Source organism: Leekyejoonella antrihumi (genome assembly GCF_007845645.1).
Classification (GTDB): domain Bacteria; phylum Actinomycetota; class Actinomycetes; order Actinomycetales; family Dermatophilaceae; genus Leekyejoonella; species Leekyejoonella antrihumi.
Genome location: NZ_VCQV01000020.1, coordinates 1 through 17,208 on the forward strand (window position 1 = coordinate 1; position 17,208 = coordinate 17,208).

The following is a 17,208-nucleotide window of genomic DNA, read 5'->3' on the forward strand; positions in this document are numbered from 1 at the left end:
CGTGCCTTCGGCACGCCCTCAGCAGACATCCTCCTGATCAGCGCCCAGTCCTCCAATGTGATCACACTCCGATCGTCGTGAGTGTTCACTTTTCGAGCGTCGTAACTGACCAGTTTTCAAGCGTCGTCGACAGGTGGGCGCAACGCGTGGTGATCACTCTGCTGGCCTGAACCCTGCTGCGTCGCGCGTACCTGCCCCTGTGGTCACGCGACATCGCGTTATCTTGGCCGAACTGGCGAAACACGACCGGATAAGGCGATCTCGAGCAAAGGCAACGCGGGACATTGCGATGCCCGATACGCAGTGCCAGACGATCATTGACGAGACCCAAATCGCGATATATCGTGTCTTGCACAAACACGATACATCGCGAAACTTGAAGGAGTCGAAGATGTCAGAGAAATGGGAGATCACCGGTCCGCGTGTGCTGGACATCGGGGATGACGGTGAGCGGGTCCGCAAGTTCGCGGTCGGGCTCGTAGGGGGCCACATCGACGTCGTCACACACGATGACTCCCCCACTGCACGAGTCGAGGTCCACGAGGTGGTCGGGCGGCCATTGAAGGTCACCTGGAACGGCAGCAAGCTGAAGATCAGCCAGGTCAAGGACGACGGTGACAGCCTCTGGGACACGATCAAGCAGGTCACCGGCAACCGGCGCGATGCCGCACGAATCTCTGTGTCCATTCCCGAGGACGCCACAGCGAGTGTGTCCACCGTCAGTGCCACCTCGGTCATCAGCGGCACCCGCGCGACGACCCGCGCCAACACGGTGAGCGGTGACATGACGGTCGACGACATCGAGGGAACGATCGACCTCAACGCCGTGTCCGGCTCGATCGAGGCGCACGCTCTGAGCGGCACCCTGCGGGCGAATGCGGTGAGCGGCGAGATCACCGTCCACCGCAGTCGGCTCGACCCGATCAAGCTCAACACCGTCAGCGGCGATGTCACCCTTGACCTGCTCGGGGGACGATCGGTGATCTCGTCCAGCTCGGTGTCCGGTGACGTCACGCTTCGCATACCCCAGGGTGGCGGCTATTCCGTGCAGGTGCACAGCATCAGCGGACACGCCATCGTCGACGGAATGGAGCTCGGCGGCAAGCCGGGCGCGCGTGGCGGTCAGGTCGAGGACGGCGACGGCGCGCTCAAGGTGACGGCAAACTCCGTGTCGGGAGACGTCGTCATCCTGCGCGCCGTGGCCCCCGACCTGCAGAAGGCGGAGTCATGACACCCGGGACGTCCATCGGCCCACTGAGCATGTGGCTCGTCGCGGTTCAGCTGAAGGCGCTGTCGCCCACCACCACACCAACGGGCCGACCGGTGCCGAAACCCGCTCTCGCGCAGAGGAAGCACGCATGAGTCCCGTGTTCGCGCACGGTCAGCTGCGCCTCTACCTCCTCGCATTGCTGGCGGACGGCCCGCGCCACGGCTACGAGGTGATGCGGGACCTGGAGGAGCGGTTCCACGGGCTGTACACGCCAAGTGCCGGCACCATCTACCCACGACTGGCGAAGCTCGAGGAGGAAGGTCTGGTCGAGCGCAGTATGCAGGGGCGCAAGGGCACGTACGCACTCACCGAGCAGGGCCGGGAGGAAGTCGCCTCTCGCAGGGCCGACCTCGGCGACCTGGAGCAGGATCTCGACCAGTCGGTGCACGACCTTGCCGCGGAGGTGCGCTCCAGAGTGCACGGCCAGTCCTCGGACCTGCGCAACGAGCTCAAGGCCGCCGCCAAGGCGGCCCGCCGCACGGCGGTCCCGATCGGGGCGGACACTGGCCCCATCTCCGGGGGTCGCACCGATGCACTCGTCGAGGAGGCGTTGCAGCAGCTTCGTCGTGCCGCACGCCGAGTCACCCGGGCCAGATCCACCACTGAGCAGACCCGGCAGGAGGCACTGGCGGTGATCACCGAGGCGGTCCGGCGGATGCAGGAGCTCGCCGATCGCTGACCGATCCTGCGGCCCTGCTTCAGTCGCCCATGGTCAGCACCAGCTTGCCGAAGACGTCACCGCCCACCATCTTGGCGAAGGCGTCCTTGGCCTCGGCAAGCGGGCGCACGGAGTCGATCATCGGCTCGATGCGCTGCTCGGTCATGAAGGCCAGCAGCTGACCGAGCTCCTGGCGGGTGCCCATCGTCGAGCCCTGAATGCGCATCTGCTGGAAGAAGATCCGCGTCAGCTCCGCCTTCTCCGGAGCATCACCGGAGGTCGCGCCGACAATCACGACAGTCCCACCGGGGCGCAGCGACTTGATCGAGTGCGACCAGGTAGCGGCGCCGACGGTCTCCAGGACCGCGTCCACCCGTGCGGGCAACCGCTCCCCCGACGCGAACGCCTGATCGGCGCCCAGCTCCACCGCCCGCCGACCCTTGGTCTCATCGCGACTGGTCACCCACATGCGCAACCCTGCTGCCGAACCGAGCTGCACTGCGGCAGTCGCCACGCCACCGCCCGCCCCCTGCACGAGCACCGTGTCACCGGGTCGCACCCGCGCCTGAACGAACAGCATCCGGTAGGCCGTGAGCCAGGCGGTCGACACGCAGGCCGCATGCGAGGCGGTCATCCCCGATGGCTTGGGCACCAGATTGGCCGAAGGCACCCACACCTCCTCCGCGAGCGTGCCCGGGTAGCGCTCGGACAGCAGGCTGCGCTTGGGGTCCAGCGTCTCGTCGCCGGCCCAGCCCGGGCTGGGGATCACCGTGTGCAGGACGACCTGGTCGCCGTCATCGGTCGTCCCGACCCCATCGCAACCGAGCACCATCGGCACGCGGTCCTGCGGCAGGCCTACGCCGCGCAGCGAGAACACGTCATGGTGGTTGAGGCTGCCGGCCACCATGGTGACCTTCACCCAACCGGGCGGGGCCGGTGGCAGGTCGAACGCCCCGACCTCAAGGGCGCTCAGGGGGTCGTCGGGGCTGATGCGGGCGGCGTAGGCGGCGATCATCCCCGCAGTCTAGGTCGCGGCCCTTACCTCAAGAGTTAGCATCGGCTAACATTTGAGGTAGGAGGTGCTGATGGCTTCGACGCGGGTGGCCGAACCTCGGCGTCGCCTGCGCCCCGAGAATCGACTGATCGGCCTGCTCGGGCCGGCCTTTGTCGCCGCGATCGCCTACGTCGACCCGGGGAACGTTGCGGCCAACCTGTCCGCCGGAGCGCAGTTCGGCTACCTGCTGGTGTGGGTGCTGGTCGTGGCCAACGTCATGGCCGTCATCGTGCAGTATCTGTCGGCCAAGCTCGGTCTGGTCACGGGACGAAGCCTCGCCGAGCTGATCGGGGAGCGCACCTCCCGCACCGGCCGGCTGCTCTTCTGGGCCCAGGCGGAGGTGATCGCCGCCGCGACCGACCTGGCCGAGGTGATCGGCGGTGCGATCGCGCTCAACATTCTCTTCAACCTTCCACTGGTGACCGGCGGTCTCATCGTCAGCGTCGTCTCGATGGCCATCCTTTCCGTGCAGTCGCGCGGTGGGCAGCGCCGGTTCGAGCTGCTCGTGATCGGTCTGCTGGCTATCATCACCATCGGTTTCGTGTCCGGACTGGCGACCAGCGGAGTGTCATGGTCGGGCACCTTCAGCGGTCTTGCGCCGCGATTCGACGGATCGCGCTCCGTGCTGCTGGCGGCCAGCATGCTGGGTGCCACGGTGATGCCGCACGCGATCTACCTGCATTCGAATCTGGCCCGCGACAGGCACGGCAGCGCCCACGACGATGGCCGGTTGCGCAAGCTGCTGCGCGCCAACCGACTGGACGTCATGCTCGCACTGGCCATAGCCGGCTCGGTCAACATCGCCATGCTGCTGCTGGCCGCGTCGAGCCTGCCGGGCGTAGCCGACACCGACACGATCGCCGGCGCCCACCATGCCATTGAGCACGCGCTCGGACCGGCGATCGGCACGATCTTCGCCATCGGCCTGCTCGCCTCCGGCCTGGCCTCCACCTCAGTGGGTTGCTACGCGGGCGCGGCCGTCATGGAGGGCCTGCTGCACGTGCGGGTCCCGCTGCTCGCCCGCCGCGTGGTCACCGTGATTCCGGCCCTGATCGTGCTGGGCCTGCCGGTCGACCCGACGTGGGCGTTGGTGCTGAGCCAAGTGGTGCTGTCGGTCGGCATTCCCTTTGCACTCGTCCCGCTCGCCCGGTTCACCGGAAACCGGCAGATCATGGGCCGGTTCGTCAACGCCCCGGCGCTGCGAGCCGGCGCCGTTCTCGTGGCTGCGGCCATCATCGTGCTGAACGTCCTGCTGATCTACCTCACCATCGCCGGGTGAGCCGATGAAGGAATGCCCATGAGCAAACCCGCGAAAAGTGACCTGAGCAGCACTGCCGAGGACTACGTCAAAGCGATCTGGTCCGCGCGTGAGTGGGGCGGCGAACCCACGTCGATCACGGCGCTCGCGGAGCGCTTCGGCACGACGCGAGCGACCGTCTCCGAAACGATCAAGCGGCTGACCGCACGAGGCCTCGTCACTCATGAGCCCTACAAGGAGATTGCGCTCACGCCAACCGGCGAGCTCGAAGCACTGCTCATGGTGCGACGGCATCGACTGCTGGAGACCTTCCTGGTCACCACCCTCGGATACGGCTGGGATGAGGTGCACGATGAGGCCGAGTCGTTGGAGCACGCCGCGTCCACCCGCATGATCGACCGAATCGACGACGTGCTCGGCCACCCGGACCACGACCCGCACGGAGACCCGATTCCTTCACGTGACGGTGTGATTCGGCATCCAGCGAGCGCCGTGTCGCTTGCCGAAGCCGCGCCGGGCGACTATTGCATCGTGCGCATCTCCGACTCCGACTCCGATCGGCTCGTCTATTTCGACGAGCAGGGGCTGCTGCCCAGAAGCCCCATCAACGTGCAGTCTCAGGACGATCGCGCCGGCACCACGACCGTCGTCACCGCACACGGAAACCTGGTCGCTCTTGCCGGAGACGCCACCCGCGCCATCATGCTCGTCCCGACGCCGCACTGACCAACCGCCGGCTGCCTCGATCACGACTCATCGTGAGATGGCCAAAATGGATGAGTCCAGTAGCCCACCACGATGGGCCCGACGACGATAGCGTTTTCCCGTTCCCTGGCCACAAGCCCAAATGCACCTGTCCCCTGGGAGGTCCGCTGTGTCACAGCACCCAAGTCCCGACGAAGCGCCACCCGCCAGAACCGGCCTTCTCTGGCTGACCGGCATTTTGCTCGTTATCCCGATGCTCGCGCTGATTCCCGTCGGTTGGTACTCCAAGCAGGATCCCAAGCTCGGGGCGTTCCCGTTCTTCGTCTGGTACCAGATGCTTTGGGTATTCCTCACGGCCGGCTTTACCTGGGCCGCCTACCTCGTCGTCCAAAAAGCCCGACCGCACCGTCCGATGGAACCCGTCGGACGGCACGCCACCAAGGAGGGTGACGCGTGAACACCCTGATTCACCAGACGGCGAACCCGTCACACCCCAACTCCGGCGTCAACGGCGTCGCCCTGACCGTGCTCATCGTGTTGTTCCTGCTGGTCACCGTCATGGGGTTCCTCGCCACCCGTTGGCGCAAGGGCGGATCCCTGGACACTCTCGACGAGTGGGGACTGGGCGGCCGGTCCTTCGGGACCTGGATCACCTGGTTCCTGCTAGGAGGCGACCTCTACACGGCATACACCTTCGTGGCGGTCCCGGCTGCGATGTTCTCACTCGGTGCCGTATCCGGTTTCTTCGCAGTGCCATACACGATCGTGGCCTACCCGATCATCTTCTTCTTCATGTCACGGCTATGGTCGGTCAGCCACCGGCACGGGTATGTCACGGGCGCAGACTTCGTGCGTGGACGCTACGGCTCCCGTGGCCTGTCGCTCGCGATCGCCGTCACCGGCATCCTCGCCACCCTGCCCTACATCGCCCTGCAACTGGTCGGCATTCAGGCGGTCCTCGAAGTGGCCGGAGTGGGTGGCAGCGGCAACTGGTTCGTCAAGGACCTCCCGCTGATCCTGGCGTTCGCCGTACTCGCGGCCTACACCTACACCAGCGGTCTGCGCGCGCCGGCCATCATCGCGTTCGTGAAGGATGGGCTGATCTACCTGGTCATCATCGTCGCGATCATCTACCTGCCGACCAAGGTCGGCGGCTGGGGTCACATCTTCGACGCGGTCGACGCCAAGAGCGCGGCCGCCGCCAAGACTCCGACCGGCCCGCAGTTCCCGGTCAACGTGCCCAAGCCGGCGCAGTGGACCTACATCACGCTGGCGTTCGGCTCGGCAATGGCGCTGTTCATGTATCCGCACTCGATCACCGCGGTGCTTTCCTCCAAGAGCCGCAAGACCATTCGCCGCAACGCGGCGATCCTGCCGGCCTACTCCTTCGTGCTCGCCCTGCTTGCGCTGCTGGGCTGGATCGCCATCGCGGCGGGCACCAAGCCGTTGGGCTTCGGCAACAAGCCCAACGCCCAGCTCGTGGTGCCGCAGCTCTTCGAGGACCAGTTCCCCAGTTGGTTCGCTGGAATTGCGTTCGCAGCCATCGCTATCGGCGCACTCGTGCCGGCGGCCATCATGTCGATCGCAGCATCCAACACCTTCACTCGCAACATCTACAAGGAGTGGATCAAGCCGAACGCCACCGTCGCAGAGGAGGCGAAGGTCTCCAAGCTCGTGTCGCTGGTCGTGAAGATCTTTGCGGTGGTGTTCGTGCTGTCGCTGGACAAGCAGAACGCCATCAACATGCAGCTGCTCGGTGGAATCTGGATCCTGCAGACCTTCCCGGCCATCGTCGTCGGGCTATATACCCGCTGGCTGCACCGATGGGCGCTGCTGATCGGGTGGGCGATCGCCATGATCTACGGGACGTGGAAGGCCTACGGCATCGCCAGCCCGAATACGTCGCACTTCGGCGGATCCGCCGCAATCATCCCCGGCATCGACAAGATGGGCTACATCGCGGTCACCGCACTGGTCCTCAACGTCATCGTGGCCGTCGTCCTGACCTTCGTCTTCCGCGCCTTCAAGACGCCCTACGGCAAGGATGAGACCGTCACGGTCGACTACTTCGCCGACCAGGACGACCCCAAGGTCGCTGCCTACAACCCCGACCCGCTGGCTGAGGCAACCACTGGGGCGCCCGGCCGTCACCAGGCCGGTCCCGGCTGACGCGCCCTCAGTCGGGGCGCCCCGAGATGCCCTCGACAACGCCGACCAGCGCCTCCAGCACCTCGGGGTCGTACTCGTAGCCGAGACCCAGGTACAGCCGTTCGATGGCCTCACTCCGTCGGGCCGAGTCCCCGCGGGTGAGGTCGTCGTAGGCGTTGCACACCTTGATGATCCGGCTGGCGAGCGGCACCTGGTCGCCGTGCTCGCGCACCAGCCGGAACTGCGTCGCCTGAGCCTCCATCACGGCCGCGACGTCATCGAGAGCCTTCGTGCGCCGCACGATATCGGCTCCCTCACTCGCGATGCTGTCCTGGTCCCTGGGCGCGGCCTCAACCGTCGCGCCGCCGGGAATCGGCTCTGATAGATAGACCTGGCCGATGTCATGCAGCAACGCGGCATCCTCCAGGACCACCAGGTCTCGCTCAGGCAGCCGCAGACTGCGGCCCACCCGCACGCTGAGCATGGCGACCCGGTGCGAGTGGCCCGGCGGGGTGTATCCAGCGACCTCGGTCAGTCGGGACAGCGCCGCGATGGTCTGCCGGCGGGTCAACCGCACGCTCGCCTCCTGCAGGATGGTGAACCGGAGCAGCACGAGGGGACACACCATCAGCACGATCGAGAGCAGGCCCAGCGGAGCGAGCCCCAGCGCGATGGCGATGCCGGTGGACACCACGGCGAGGGACACCGGACCCGCCGCTACCCCACCCTCGATGAGCGCCTGCTTGAACGACCGTTCCCTTGTGGTCACTGCGGTCGCCAGCACCAGCTCCACAGCGGCCGCGACCAGGCCGATCGCAAACATCACCAGCGTCATCCGCCAGCGGCTGCTGGACCACTCTGGGTACCGCTCGAGCGCCGTCGAACCGTGGAAGATCGGCACTGTGCGATAGAGGACCGCGGCCACGGCCACACTCACCAGTCGCGCCGCGACAAGGGCCGACGGCTGGGACCGGCGGGTCCACGCCGTCAGCAGCAGGGTGCCGACGATGAGCCCGGCCGCGCTGGCGACGATGACGCCTTCGGACCGGTAGCTGAGGCTGCCGACTCCAGCCATCTGCGACCCGAACGCCATGCCGATCGCGATGGCCTGCGCCACCGGGGAGATCAGCTCGCCGGAGGGTAGGCGCACCTGCAGCAGCGAACCGGCAGCCATCGTGATGAGGAAGACGAGCATGGCGCCACCGGCATGATCCAGGACGGAATGGGCGTGCGGCGCTGCGGTGATGACCCCGACGACGATGACGGCGAGCCCCAGCCCGAGGACGGCCCTCGGCATCGTCACGGTCGCCCGGTCGACGGTGCCCGGAATCGGCCGGATGCTCACGCTGTGGCCTCCACAGAGCTCATGCTCGCGCCGCCGAACCGAATGCCATCTGGTCGGAGATCTCCGGCAGATCGTGGTCGAGGCCCGCCACGATCGGGGCATCGGCAGTGCCGAGAAGGTCCTGCGTGACCCGTTGCACCCGCTGCTGCCCCGCCACGAGGGCATCGACACACGCCGGGTCGAACTGGCCTCCGGCCCGTGCCCGAATGGCGGTCAACGTCGCCTGTTGCGACATCGTGTCGCGGTCGAGCCGCGGCGTGATCAGCGCGCAGTAGGCGTCGGCCACCGCAATGATTCGAGCGAGCAACGGGATCTCGTCGCCGGCCAGGCCGCTCGGGAAGCCGTGGCCGTCCCATCGCTCATGGTGATGCCGGATCGCGGCCACGGACTCGGCGAGGAAGTCGATCTCGCGCAGCATCTCCACACCACGGTCGGGATGCTGCCGGATCCGCTGCCGTTCGGCGGTCGACAGGTGGTGCTGACCGGCAGCGGACCGGGGGCGCGGGCCGACCAGGCCGATGTCGTGCAGCAGTGCCGCAAACTGCAGGGCCTCCGCGCGCCGCGGCGACAGGCGCAGCTCGTCACCGATGACTCCGGCCGCGGCCGCCACCCGTGCGCTGTGCCCGTGCATGATCGGGTCGCGCGCCTCGACCGCCGCGATCAGGCTCTCGATGGTGCGCTGGTGCACCTCGCGCTCGGCATTCCGCTGGGCCAACGACGACTGCGCGAGCAGCAGCGGGGCGACCATCACCAGCACGCTGACCACCCCGAGTCTCGCCGGGCCCCAGAGCACGGCGAAGAGAAAGCCGACCAGCCCGTACCAGAGATAGGACAGCCAGACCAGCGAGATCATGCTGCGCAGCGACTGCCCGAGCGATGCTCCGGTGGTGATCGAGAGCATGCCGCCGACGCAGAGCACGTTGAGCAGGAAGATCGCCACTGTGCTCACCACCAGCGGCAGCAGGCAGTGCAGGAACAGTCCGAGCTCGTCCAGCTGGTGATGGGCGAGCACCCTCCCGCCGCATCCCACATAGACCAGGCCACCGGCCAGGCCGAGCAGCCCCGTCATCACGGTGTTGAACGCCCGCGCCACCGGCGCACGCCGCACCGGCACCAGGCCGTGCGCAGCGGCCCCGACGATGGCGGCTCCCAGCGGTCCGGCCAGCGCCACGCTTGCGGCGAGCATCACCGAGGTGAGGGACACGTTGGTCGACCCATGACGCACAACCAGCCGGTTCCACTCGCCCAGCACGGCCAGCACGGCGAGGGGGCCTACGATCTGCCAGCTGGGAAGCCGGGGATCTTGCAGCAGCAGGGCGGCCAGCAGTGCGCCGAGCGCGACGGCGAGGGTTACGACATACGCCCAGGCGCCATCGAAAAACCTCGTGGGGTGACCGAATCGGTCACCCCACGAGGTGTGTCGACGTTGGAGCTCGTCAGGCAACTACTACGCCGAAGGGTCCCAGCTCAGGACATCGGGGGACATACCGCCGGACTGGCCGGCGAACAGGAGGGCGAATAGGGCGGCCACGACGTGGTCCTCTCAGACGGGGGAAGCGGGTCAGGCGGTCACACGGAGACCACCTGGCGCTAGTGTGCCACGATTGTCACCACCACGCCAAGGGACAGCCGAAAATGCCGGCCCGACCTTGACCAATTTTTTACTTCTCCGCCCTGTGAGAGAATGGCGCAGTTCGCCTCGGACCACGAGGACCACGCAGCCCGCAGAGGGAGTCACTATGAGCAAGCGCGCCCGCAAGCGCCGCTCGCGCAAGGGCAAGGCCGCCAACCACGGCAAGAAGCCCAACGCTTGAGCAGTCGCACGACCACGACACAGCCCCTCGGCCCGCGTATGCACGCGAATCGAGGGGCTGTCTTCTTGCTGGTGGTGGGCCTCCGGCTCAACCCTCGCCGAACTCGACGCGGGTGACCGTGACGGTCGTGATCTGCGTCAGGATTTGCGTGCGCAGCATGGCCGGTGCCTGCTCGCACGCGCACGAGCGCCGGATCAGCGTCTTCAGCAGCGCATCCCGCTCGTACTCGTCCAGACAGGGTGGACAGTCCTGCAGATGGGCCTTCAGCGCGGCGCACTCCTGCGCGCTCAGCTCGCCGTCGATGTACTCGTACAAGTGGGCGACATAGTCGTCGCAGCCAGAGTGCTCAGCGTTCGTCACGAGGTCGCCTCCTCACGAATGAATCCGCGCTCGAGGGCATAGTCGGTCAAGAGCTCTCGCAGCTGCCGACGTCCACGGTGCAGCCGGGACATCACGGTGCCGATCGGAGTCTCCATGATCTCGGCGATCTCCTTGTAGGAGAATCCCTCCACATCGGCGAGGTAGACCGCCATGCGGAAGTCCTCAGGGACCTCCTGCAGCGCGCGTTTCACGTCGGTGTCGGGCAGGTGGTCCAGCGCCTGGCTCTCGGCCGAACGCAGACCCTTGGAGGTGTGCGACTCGGCCCGCGCGAGCTGGTAGTCCTCGATGTCCGAACTGTCGGACTGCAGCGGCTGCCGCTGCTTCTTGCGGTAGGAGTTGATGTAGGTGTTGGTCAGGATCCGGTAGAGCCAGGCCTTCAGGTTGGTGCCCGGCTTGTACTGGTGAAATGCGGCGAACGCCTTCGCAAACGTCTCCTGCACCAGGTCTTCGGCGTCCGAAGGGTTGCGCGTGGTGCGCAGCGCCGCGCTGTACAGCTGGTCCAGGTAGGGCATCGCGTCACGCTCGAACCGGGCGGCGCGGGCGGCGCCACTCTCCGAGGCGACGTCCACGCGGCCGTCGTCGAGGGTCTTCGGTGCGGACTCATTGCCGGCATCCGTCACAGGGTCATCGCTCGTCATCACCGATGAGCCTAGCCCTCCTGCGGTGTGAGGCCGCTCCGAACCCGTGGGCATGACGACCCCAGAGGCTGCCGGGACCTGGCCGGTCGGTGCACAAGATGCCAGGAACAAAGAGTCTCCTTCACGAGAAGTAGCAGTCACCTGAGGCAACGTCGCGGGCGCCGCCGGCATTCCCCCGCCCGCCCGTCGGTGCCCGAGATGGGCTGTACGTTCCCAAAGAACGTGTCACTTCCAACTTTCGGGTCACTCGCGTGTCACAGATCGGTTTGCCCACGCGACACCACTACTCGTCGGCTGACGCGTGCGATCGGGTCGCGGAACCAAGCTCACCCGGAGACTGACCGCGCCATCTTCGCCGCGACCTCGGCGACCGCCGCGCGCAACTCCGGACCGCCCTCGACGGTCATCTCGAAGGGCATGCCGGCCAGCCACTCGCCGGCGTACATCATCGGGTTGCTGGTGCTGCCGATGACGAGGCAGCGGTCGTCTCCAAGCGGTTCCAGCCGACCCATCGTGGGCCGGAGGTACGGCGCCACCTCGACCATCGGCGCGTGCAGGATCACCCGCGTGTCGTGCTCCCAGCCGGACGCGAGGTTCTCCTCGAGCATGACCACGGGGTTGAGCCCGTCGGGGGTCGAAAAGGTCCGGGTGCCCTGGCCGACGGCGGTCACCCGGTCGATGCGGTAGGTGCGCACCGCGTCCGCGTGGTGGGCGAAGCAGAGGAGGTACCACCGCCCGTAGCGCACGACCACGGACCACGGGTCCACGTCGAATGAGTGGCTGTGGCCGGCGGCGCTGCGATACTCGATGCGGACCTGGCGCTGCTGGCCCACCGCCTCGACCAGCGCACTGGTGATCTCCGGGTCGGGGCGGGCCCACCGGTCGGGGACGGCGCGGGCGTGCTCGCGCATCGTCGCCGCCTGGCGCCCGACCTGGACCGGGAGGGCGCGGATGATCTTGCCGAGCCCGGACCCGACGGGGTCCTCGTTGTCCGCCGCGGCGTGCCTGCCGTCAAGGACCGCCATCACCAGGCCGACCGCCTCGGCGGCGGTGAACACGAGGGGCGGCAGCCGCACCCCGCGTCCGAGCCGGTAGCCGCCGTAGGGACCCCGCACCGACTCGACCGGGATGCCTGCCTCGCGCAGGATCGCGACGTAGCGTCGCGCGGCGCGGTCGGTGACCCCGAGCCGCTCTGCGAGCTGGTCGGCGGTGCAGCCAGGTCGATTCTGCAGGACTTCCAGGGTCCGCAGGGCCCGTGCGGTCGGGCTCATCTCGTTCATCCGGCCATGCTGACACCGGTCGGCCAGATCAGGAAGTAGAACGTCCTGAACTGCATCTAGGTTGGTGCCATGAACGCATCCACCGCTTCACTGCCCAGGGGCGCGCACCTCGAGCACACGGACCTGCGGGCCATCTCCTTCCACCACGTCCGCTTCGTCGGGCTGGAGCTGGTCGACGTCGAGATGACCGGAGAGATCGAGGGCGTGACGATCAACGGCGTCGACATCGGCCCCCTGGTCGAGGCCGAGCTCGACCGCCGCATGCCCGCCCGCACGAAGATGCACCCCACCACGGTCGAGGCATTCCAGGAGGCCTGGGTGACCCTGGAGCGACTCTGGTCCGAGACCGAGGACCGCGCCCGAGCGCTCCCACCCGAACTCCTGCACGAACGGGTCCGCGACGAGTGGTCGTTCATCGAGACGCTGCGCCACCTCGGGTTCGCCAGTGCAGCCTGGGTGGGCCGGATGGTGCTCGGCGACGCCGTGCCGTGGCATCCGTTCGACCTCCCCTGGGACGAGGCGCCCGGCTGGGACGGCGTCCCGTGGGACCGCGAGGCACGTCCGTCGCTGGAGGAGGTCCTCGCCGTACGCCACCAGCGCCAGGCCATGGTCGGCGACGTGATCACCGCCCTGACCCCTGACCAGCTCGAGGAGACCGTCACCCAGACCGAGCCCGGTTGGCCGCAGCTCGAGGACTTCCCCGTGGCACAGTGCCTGTCCATCGTCGTCAACGAGGAATGGCACCACCGGCTCTACGCCGAACGAGACCTGGACGCACTCACCGCTTCGACGAAGACGAGGGACTGAGATGGACATCGTGCTCATCGCCGGGATGTGGCTTGACGCGACGGCGTGGAAGGACGTGCTGCCCGCTCTGGCGGAGCTCGGTCACCGCCCCGTCGCCCTGACGTTGCCCGGCCAGGGGGACGGCGACACCACCGCGACGTACGCCGACCAGGTCGCCGCCGTCACGGCGGCCGTGGACGCCGCTGCCGGCCCGGCCCTCGTGGTCGGTCACTCGGCCGCGTGCGCCCTCGCCTGGGTCGCCGCCGACGCGCGGCCCACGAAGGTGGCGCGCGTGGCGTTGATCGGCGGCATGCCGAACGCCGACGGCGAGACCTACTTCGGCGCGTTCGAGCCGGTCGACGGCGTCGTGCCGTTCCCGGGCTGGGGGACGTTCGAGGGCCCCGACTCCGACGACATGCCGACCGAGCTGAAGGCGGCGGTGGCGCACGGTGCGATCGCGGTACCGGCCGCGATCACCCACGGTGTCGTGCAGCTGAGTGACGAGCGTCGCTACGACGTACCGGTGACGATGGTCTGCCCGGAGTTCACGCCCGACCAGGCCAAGGAGTGGGTCAAGACCGGCGAGATCCCCGAGCTCGCGAAGGCAAGACGGGTCGACTACGTCGACATCGACTCCGGCCACTGGCCGATGTACACCAAGCCAGTCGAGCTCGCGCGCATCCTCGCGGACTGCACCCGGACCTGATCCCGTTTACGGAGCTGGCTTACGGCGACGCATGAGGGGATCTCCGGCCGGACGGGGCGGATCATCGTGCACGCCGGCCGATGATCCGCAGAGCTGTTCTTATACGGGATGCCCACGACGGTGACGGCACACCGCAAGACCACCCGGATACGGTGCACGGGAGTCGTGGTTCAGCCGGTCTGGGCGTTTTGGTTCAGCGTCGTCTCGTCCAGATCGCGCCCGCCGTTGCGGTCGCTGAATCGGTCGGCACGCTTTCCACGGCGGGTAAACTCGTGAACGATTCCGAGTTCAGCCCGTCGTGGACCGTGCCCAGACCGGCGAGCGACCGCACGCGGTGTGGTGCCGACGTCACTATGTTGGATCGACGAACGCAAGAAGGGGTGGTGGGGTTTCCATGAAGGTTGGTGATTTTGTCACGGCCAGGGTGATTGGAGTTGGGCCGATGCTCGCGCGGATCGTCGCTAAGGAACAGAGCGGAGTCATTCGTGGCTCAGGTGCAAACGGTCTCTCGGTGAGTCAGATAATCAAGGTACGAGTCACCGAGACCCCTGTAGGCCAGCATTTCGAGGCGAAACGCCTACCGACATGACCCGAGATGGCCAGGCCCCTATGCGGCATCGGTCACCTACGGCAAGGCGCGCAGCAGTGGCACCACATCGGCAGCGAACTGCTCCATGAAGCGGTGCTGGTCATGTCCGGGTGCATGCACGACCAGATGGTTGAAGCCGACGTCGAGGTAGGGCTGCAGCTCGTCGATGACCTGCGACGGGTCGGAGGCGACGATCCACCGGGAGGCGATCTGCTCGATCGGCAGGGCGTCGGCCGCGCGCTCCATCTCCACCGGGTCATGCAGGCTGTGCTTTTGCTCCGCGGTCAGCGACAAGGGCGCCCAGAACCGGGTGTTCTCCATCGCCTGGTCACGATCCCGGTCGTAGGAGATCTTCACCTCGAGCAGCTGGTCGACGGACCCCTCGGCCCGCTTCCCGAGCAACATCCCCTCATGCATGGCGGGGACGAGCTTGTCCTCGTAGAGCTCCCTGCCCTTGCCGGAGGTGGCGATCATGCCATTGCCCATCCGCCCGGCATACTTCGCCATCGTCGGGCCGCCGGCCGCGACATAGACCGGGATCGGGTCCTTCGGACGGTCGTAGATCGTGGCGTCCGACGTGCGGTAGTAGTCGCCCTCGAAGGTCACCCGGTCCTCCTTCCAGAGCCTGCGCATCAGGCGGACCGCTTCCCGAAGGCGGGCGAAGCGCTCCTTGAAGTCGGGCCAGTCCTGCCGGCCGACGGCGATCTCGTTGAGCGCCTCCCCGGTGCCGACGCCCAGCACGATGCGCCCTGGGAACAGGCAGCCGAGGGTGGCGAAGTTCTGCGCCAGCACCGCGGGGTTGTAGCGGAAGGTCGGCGTAAGGACCGACGTCCCGAGCGTGATGCGCTCAGTGCGTGCGCCGGCCGCGGCGAGCCAGGTCAGAGCATGCGGCGCGTGACCACCGTTGTCCCGCCACGGCTGGAAGTGATCCGAGACGAAGGCGCTGTCGAAGCCCGAGCGTTCGGCGAGCACCGCCAGGTCGACGAGCTCGCTGGGGCCGAACTGCTCGGCCGATGCCTTGTACCCGATGGTCAGTGACATAGCCCGAACCTACCTGTCCACTCCGCCCGACAACGTGTTGAGCCACGCGAGCACCTCCGACAGGACATCCTCCGGGTCCTTGGTGAAGCTGTGTGTGCCGCGCGCGGAGAATACATGGGCCTGCGGCCCCAGGGCTTCCCGCACGTCGTCCGGGGTGCCGAACGGGTCGCGCTCCCCCTGCACGACCGCGAGGGGAAGGCCCGCGTCGAGCACCCCCAACGCCTCCGACGCCCGTGACTTCTCCGGCTTGCCCGGCGGATGGAGCGGGAATGACAGCGCCAGCACTGCGTCGGCGCCCACCCGGCCGGCCGTCCGGCAGGCCACCCGCGCGCCGGCCGAGCGGCCGCCGACCACGAGAGGCCCGGGCAGTGCCCACCGACCGTGCATCAGACGCCCGATGATCGGCACCCACGCGCGGTCCAGGGTCTTTGGTGGCGCGGCAACCTTCTTGCCGGCCACTCGCCAGGGCTGCTCGACGCGCACGTAGGTCCAGCCCTCACCGACGACGGCACTCAACGCCGTCAGATCCGGCGCGTCGATGCCCCCACCCGCACCATGACTGACCACCAGGGAGCCGCGCGGATTGCTCGCCCGCGCCACGTGCGCCCGAGCGATTCCTACTGGAGTCTCAATCTCGTTGACTGCCAATCGAGTTCACCCACCTATGATCTCACCGGTCATCGGGTCGAGCACTCCGACGAGGTCTTCGCTCGGCGCAGGCTGCAGCAGCCCCGGGCCGTTGTTGCGGCCTGAGCTGACCGCTCCGCTCACCGGCCACGCCTCGAACCGGCCCGCCCTCGGCGAGGCCATCAGATCGTGCACCGCGTCCGCGCCGGTGATCTGGGGATCCAACCAGTGGCTCCAGGCCTCGGTGTCGAGCACGAGCGGCTGACGATCGTGAATACGGTCGAGCCCGGGCTCCGCGGCGGTCGTGATGATCGCAAAGCTGACCAGCCAGGCATCCGGGTCGTCGTCCGCGAGCGCCCGATCCCGCCAGAATTCATAGATCCCCGCGAAGGCCATCGGCGCCCGGTCGCCGCGACGGATGAAGAACGGCTGTCGGCGGGGCTTGCCCTTGGCAGTGGTGGCCACCGTGCTGACCTGCCACTCATACCATCCGTCGGCGGGCACGAGACACCGTCGGGCAACCGCGGCCCTGGCGTACGCGCCCTTGTCCAAAAGTGTCTCGGCGCGCGCGTTGATCATCCGGGCGCCGATCTTGGTGTCCTTGGCCCAGCTCGGCACCAGGCCCCACGTCAGCAGCCGCAGCTGCCGGGGCGCAGCGGCGTCCTTGCTCCCACCACGGGGCGTCCGGCACAAGACCACCGGCGCCGCCTTGGTTGGTGCCACGTTCCAGTCCGGGGTGCCGGCCGGCGGATCCTGCGGGCTCACGAGCACCGATCGCGTCCGCTCGTCGGTTCGATCCTGCTCGACCTCGAAGTCCGTCGCAAGGTCGTCGGGGCTGAAGCTTGCGGCGTATCGACCACACATGGCTTCAGCATACGAAGGTGCGGCCCATGAAGTCACCGCTCGCC

18 protein-coding genes are annotated in these 17,208 nt (G+C 67.6%); 9 read left to right on the top strand and 9 right to left on the bottom strand.

The annotated features are described in order from the left end of the window. Positions 1–391: 391 nt before the first annotated feature. Together FGL98_RS14075 and FGL98_RS14080 are read left to right on the top strand one after the other, a co-directional pair. A complete protein-coding gene (locus FGL98_RS14075) occupies positions 392–1,231 on the top strand; it encodes a DUF4097 family beta strand repeat-containing protein (RefSeq protein ID WP_186526174.1) in 840 nt (279 codons plus the stop codon). Between the two features lie 127 nt (positions 1,232–1,358). Next, complete coding sequence (locus FGL98_RS14080; protein WP_146317511.1) at positions 1,359–1,949, top strand: PadR family transcriptional regulator; 591 nt, start codon at positions 1,359–1,361, stop codon at positions 1,947–1,949. A 19-nt stretch (positions 1,950–1,968) separates the two neighbouring features. Here the strand turns inward: FGL98_RS14080 and FGL98_RS14085 are convergent, their stop codons facing one another. Then, entirely contained in the window at positions 1,969–2,943 is a 975-nt protein-coding gene (locus tag FGL98_RS14085; RefSeq protein WP_146317513.1) for a zinc-binding dehydrogenase, read from the bottom strand. 70 nt (positions 2,944–3,013) lie between these two features. On the opposite strand from FGL98_RS14085, the gene FGL98_RS14090 reads away from it, so the two are divergent. From FGL98_RS14090 to mctP, 4 genes are all read left to right on the top strand, one after another. Further along, positions 3,014–4,261 carry an Nramp family divalent metal transporter gene (locus tag FGL98_RS14090; RefSeq protein WP_146317515.1) on the top strand — a complete coding sequence of 416 codons (1,248 nt, stop codon included), beginning with the start codon at positions 3,014–3,016 and terminating at the stop codon, positions 4,259–4,261. 18 nt (positions 4,262–4,279) lie between these two features. Continuing rightward, a complete protein-coding gene (locus tag FGL98_RS14095; protein WP_186526175.1) occupies positions 4,280–4,966 on the top strand; it encodes a metal-dependent transcriptional regulator in 687 nt (228 codons plus the stop codon). Positions 4,967–5,114: 148 nt separating this feature from the next. Next, on the top strand, positions 5,115–5,402 hold the full coding sequence (locus FGL98_RS14100) for a DUF3311 domain-containing protein (RefSeq protein ID WP_222432181.1): 288 nt from the start codon (positions 5,115–5,117) through the stop codon (positions 5,400–5,402). Next, positions 5,399–7,114 (top strand): monocarboxylate uptake permease MctP, encoded by a 1,716-nt coding sequence (gene mctP / locus FGL98_RS14105; protein ID WP_246136550.1) that lies wholly within the window; start codon positions 5,399–5,401, stop codon positions 7,112–7,114. Before FGL98_RS14100 ends, mctP begins: the two co-directional genes overlap by 4 nt. 7 nt (positions 7,115–7,121) lie before the next feature. Here the strand turns inward: mctP and FGL98_RS14110 are convergent, their stop codons facing one another. After that, entirely contained in the window at positions 7,122–8,438 is a 1,317-nt protein-coding gene (locus tag FGL98_RS14110) for an HD-GYP domain-containing protein (protein ID WP_186526176.1), read from the bottom strand. A 19-nt stretch (positions 8,439–8,457) separates the two neighbouring features. Further along, on the bottom strand, positions 8,458–9,882 hold the full coding sequence (locus FGL98_RS14115; protein WP_146317523.1) for an HD-GYP domain-containing protein: 1,425 nt from the start codon (positions 9,880–9,882) through the stop codon (positions 8,458–8,460). Positions 9,883–10,177: 295 nt separating this feature from the next. Between FGL98_RS14115 and FGL98_RS27130 the strand changes: the two genes are divergently transcribed. Next, complete coding sequence (locus tag FGL98_RS27130; protein WP_370670776.1) at positions 10,178–10,252, top strand: 50S ribosomal protein bL37; 75 nt, start codon at positions 10,178–10,180, stop codon at positions 10,250–10,252. Between the two features lie 87 nt (positions 10,253–10,339). Here the strand turns inward: FGL98_RS27130 and rsrA are convergent, their stop codons facing one another. From rsrA to FGL98_RS14130, 3 genes are all read right to left on the bottom strand, one after another. Further along, positions 10,340–10,612, bottom strand: coding sequence for a mycothiol system anti-sigma-R factor (gene rsrA / locus FGL98_RS14120; RefSeq protein WP_146317525.1), 273 nt, complete (start codon positions 10,610–10,612; stop codon positions 10,340–10,342). Further along, the gene (locus FGL98_RS14125) at positions 10,609–11,325 is read right to left on the bottom strand and encodes a sigma-70 family RNA polymerase sigma factor (RefSeq protein WP_146317666.1); all 717 of its coding nucleotides are present in this window, start codon (positions 11,323–11,325) and stop codon (positions 10,609–10,611) included. Before FGL98_RS14125 ends, rsrA begins: the two co-directional genes overlap by 4 nt. 272 nt (positions 11,326–11,597) lie before the next feature. After that, positions 11,598–12,551 (bottom strand): helix-turn-helix transcriptional regulator, encoded by a 954-nt coding sequence (locus tag FGL98_RS14130; protein ID WP_146317528.1) that lies wholly within the window; start codon positions 12,549–12,551, stop codon positions 11,598–11,600. 69 nt (positions 12,552–12,620) lie between these two features. Here FGL98_RS14130 and FGL98_RS14135 point away from each other — a divergent pair, with 69 nt between their 5' ends. Beyond that, entirely contained in the window at positions 12,621–13,358 is a 738-nt protein-coding gene (locus FGL98_RS14135; protein ID WP_146317530.1) for a DinB family protein, read from the top strand. Position 13,359: 1 nt separating this feature from the next. Further along, positions 13,360–14,043: an alpha/beta fold hydrolase gene (locus tag FGL98_RS14140; protein ID WP_146317532.1), complete on the top strand. Its 684-nt coding sequence runs from the start codon at positions 13,360–13,362 to the stop codon at positions 14,041–14,043. A gap of 625 nt (positions 14,044–14,668) precedes the next feature. On the opposite strand, the gene fgd is transcribed toward FGL98_RS14140, so the two are convergent. Genes fgd through FGL98_RS14155 form a run of 3 tightly spaced genes read right to left on the bottom strand, consistent with a single transcriptional unit; the run spans position 14,669 to position 17,164 of the window. Beyond that, complete coding sequence (fgd, locus tag FGL98_RS14145) at positions 14,669–15,673, bottom strand: glucose-6-phosphate dehydrogenase (coenzyme-F420) (RefSeq protein WP_146317534.1); 1,005 nt, start codon at positions 15,671–15,673, stop codon at positions 14,669–14,671. A gap of 9 nt (positions 15,674–15,682) precedes the next feature. Next, positions 15,683–16,321, bottom strand: a complete 639-nt coding sequence (locus FGL98_RS14150) for an alpha/beta hydrolase family protein (protein ID WP_146317536.1) — start codon at positions 16,319–16,321, stop codon at positions 15,683–15,685. A gap of 6 nt (positions 16,322–16,327) precedes the next feature. Then, entirely contained in the window at positions 16,328–17,164 is an 837-nt protein-coding gene (locus FGL98_RS14155) for an SOS response-associated peptidase (RefSeq protein ID WP_146317538.1), read from the bottom strand. Positions 17,165–17,208: the final 44 nt, after the last annotated feature.

Bases quoted from the DNA above. Each gene is read 5' to 3' on its own strand.
- FGL98_RS14130 (WP_146317528.1), bottom strand. From the start codon at position 12,551: ATGAACGAGATGAGCCCGACCGCACGGGCCCTGCGGACCCTGGAAGTC.
- fgd (WP_146317534.1), bottom strand. From the start codon at position 15,673: ATGTCACTGACCATCGGGTACAAGGCATCGGCCGAGCAGTTCGGCCCC.
- FGL98_RS14125 (WP_146317666.1), bottom strand. From the start codon at position 11,325: ATGCCCACGGGTTCGGAGCGGCCTCACACCGCAGGAGGGCTAGGCTCA.
- FGL98_RS14135 (WP_146317530.1), top strand. From the start codon at position 12,621: ATGAACGCATCCACCGCTTCACTGCCCAGGGGCGCGCACCTCGAGCAC.
- FGL98_RS14095 (WP_186526175.1), top strand. From the start codon at position 4,280: ATGAGCAAACCCGCGAAAAGTGACCTGAGCAGCACTGCCGAGGACTAC.
- FGL98_RS14090 (WP_146317515.1), top strand. From the start codon at position 3,014: ATGGCTTCGACGCGGGTGGCCGAACCTCGGCGTCGCCTGCGCCCCGAG.
- FGL98_RS14080 (WP_146317511.1), top strand. From the start codon at position 1,359: ATGAGTCCCGTGTTCGCGCACGGTCAGCTGCGCCTCTACCTCCTCGCA.
- FGL98_RS14085 (WP_146317513.1), bottom strand. From the start codon at position 2,943: ATGATCGCCGCCTACGCCGCCCGCATCAGCCCCGACGACCCCCTGAGC.
- FGL98_RS14140 (WP_146317532.1), top strand. From the start codon at position 13,360: ATGGACATCGTGCTCATCGCCGGGATGTGGCTTGACGCGACGGCGTGG.
- FGL98_RS14075 (WP_186526174.1), top strand. From the start codon at position 392: ATGTCAGAGAAATGGGAGATCACCGGTCCGCGTGTGCTGGACATCGGG.
- FGL98_RS14155 (WP_146317538.1), bottom strand. From the start codon at position 17,164: ATGTGTGGTCGATACGCCGCAAGCTTCAGCCCCGACGACCTTGCGACG.